At 48.7% G+C, this 2,820-nt stretch carries 2 rRNA genes; both read left to right on the top strand.

The annotated features are described in order from the left end of the window. A 23S ribosomal RNA gene (locus ACST14_RS10875) occupies positions 1 to 2,638 on the top strand; the annotation flags it as partial. A 66-nt stretch (positions 2,639 to 2,704) separates the two neighbouring features. Then, positions 2,705 to 2,816, top strand: a 5S ribosomal RNA gene (gene rrf / locus ACST14_RS10880). Positions 2,817 to 2,820: the final 4 nt, after the last annotated feature.

Below are 2,820 nucleotides of genomic sequence, written 5' to 3' on the forward strand. Positions count from 1 at the left end.
GTAAGCAGAGGAAGAGAAAACAAAAGTGATTCCGTAAGTAGTGGCGAGCGAACGCGGATTAGCCCAAACCAGTGTTGTTGCGGCAAGACTGGGGTTGTAGGACCACGTGATCGATTATATAAATGAACAAGAACTGTCTGGGAAGGCAGGCCATAGAAGGTGAGAGCCCCGTATCGGTAAGCTTATATAATTGTAGTGGTATCCTGAGTAGGGGGGGACTGGAGAAATCCCCTTTGAATCTGCCGGCACCATCCGGTAAGGCTAAATACTACCAAGAGACCGATAGTGAACTAGTACTGTGAAGGAAAGGTGAAAAGTACCCTGAGTAAGGGGGTGAAAAGACCCTGAAACCATACGCTTACAAGCGGTCGGAGCCCTTTTGTGGGGTGACGGCGTGCCTTTTGCATAATGAGCCTACGAGTTACTTTCACTGGCGAGGTTAATCACGTTGACGTGAGCAGCCGGAGCGAAAGCGAGTCTGAATAGGGCGCTTAGTCAGTGGGAGTAGACGCGAAACTTTGTGATCTACCCATGAGCAGGTTGAAGCTCCGATAACACGGAGTGGAGGACCGAACCAGTTTACGTTGAAAAGTATTTGGATGACTTGTGGGTAGGGGTGAAAGGCCAATCAAACTGAGAAATAGCTCGTACTCCCCGAAATGTTTTTAGGAACAGCCTCGGGGTTAAGTTTTAAGCAGGTAAAGCTACCGATAGGACTAGGGGGAGTCAAATCCTACCAAATCCTGACGAACTCTGAATGGCTTAAAATATACCCGGGAGTGAGGGTTGGGGTGCTAAGGTCCCAATCCGAGAGGGAAAGAACCCAGACCAACAGCTAAGGTCCCAAAATCTTTACTAAGTTGAACTAAGGAAGTCTGATTGCAGTGACAGCCAGGATGTTAGCTTGGAAGCAGCTATTCATTTAAAGAGTGCGTAACAGCTCACTGGTCGAGCGAGGCGGGCATCGATAATAAACGGGCATCAAGTAAAGTACCGAAGCTTTGGATTATATTTATATACTGGTAGGGGAGCATTCTGATCTGCGGAGAAGGTGAAGCGACGAGCTTTGCTGGAGCGTTCAGAAAAGCAAATGTAGGCATGAGTAACGATAATGAGGGCGAGAAACCCTCACGCCGAAAGACTAAGGTTTCCTCAGCTATGCTAATCAACTGAGGGTTAGTCGGGGGCTAAGGGTCTAGCGAAGGCGACAACCTAATGCACAACAGGTTAATATTCCTGTACTTACTTATAGGGCAAATAGATGACGGAGACTACAGGTTACCAGATACTGACGGAATAGTGTCTTTGAGAGGCGGCAGCAATGCCAAAACGAGTGTAGTGAGTAGACTTCCAAGAAAAGTCTAGGCGTGTATAACTTATAAGTAACCCGTACCGTAAACCGACACAGGTGGTCGAGAAGAATATTCTAAGGCGCTCGAGTGAATCACGGCTAAGGAACTCGGCAAATTAACCCTGTAACTTCGGGATAAAGGGAGCCACGAGCAATCGTGGCCGCAGAGAAATGGCCCAGGCGACTGTTTAACAAAAACACATGGCTTTGCTAAATCGAAAGATGACGTATAAGGCCTGACACCTGCCCGGTGCTGGAAGGTTAAGGGGGGATGTTAGTGGCAACACGAAGCATTGAACTGAAGCCCCAGTAAACGGCGGCCGTAACTATAACGGTCCTAAGGTAGCGAAATTCCTTGTCGGGTAAGTTCCGACCTGCACGAATGGTGTAACGATCTGGGCACTGTCTCAGCCGTGAGCTCGGTGAAATTGTAGTAACGGTGAAGATGCCGTTTACCCGCAACGGGACGGAAAGACCCCATGAACCTTTACTATAGCTTAGCATTGAGTTTTGGTACTGGATGTGTAGGATAGGTGGGAGGCTGTGAGCCGGTGTCGCTAGGCATCGGGGAGCCAACGTTGAAATACCACCCTTCTTGTACTGGAATTCTAATCCCCAAAGGGGAGACATTGCTTGGTGGGTAGTTTGACTGGGGTGGTCGCCTCCAAAAGAGTAACGGAGGCTTTCAAAGGTTCCCTCAGCACGCTTGGTAACCGTGCGTAGAGTGCAATAGCAAAAGGGAGCTTGACTGTGAGACCGACAAGTCGATCAGGTACGAAAGTAGGATATAGTGATCCGGTGGTTTAGTATGGAACAGCCATCGCTCAAAGGATAAAAGGTACTCTGGGGATAACAGGCTGATCTCCCCCAAGAGCTCACATCGACGGGGAGGTTTGGCACCTCGATGTCGGCTCGTCACATCCTGGGGCTGGAGAAGGTCCCAAGGGTTCGGCTGTTCGCCGATTAAAGTGGCACGCGAGCTGGGTTCAGAACGTCGTGAGACAGTTCGGTCCCTATCTGTTGTGGGCGTAGGAATATTGACAGGTTCTGACTTTAGTACGAGAGGACCGAGTTGGACTGACCGCTGGTATATCAGTTGTTCTGCCAAGGGCATAGCTGAGTAGCCACGTCGGGATCAGATAAGCGCTGAAAGCATCTAAGTGCGAAACTGACCTGAAGATGAGTATTCCATGAAGGGTCCGTGTAGACGACACGGTCGATAGGCTACAGATGTAAAGACAGTAATGTCAAAGTCGAGTAGTACTAATTACCCGAAAGCTTACCTTTTATTAATTTACACACTGCTATTTATTTTATCTCACAATATGGAAAAAGGCTATGCCTTGTAAAAAGTATGGAGCCGATAGGACGGGTGTTCACCTCTTCCCATCTCGAACAGAGAAGTTAAGCCCCGCACCGCTGATGATACTGGGATCAAACCCGGGAAAGTAAGTAAGCTCCAAGTTATT

The organism is Aquirufa sp. A-Brett2-15D (genome assembly GCF_054558735.1).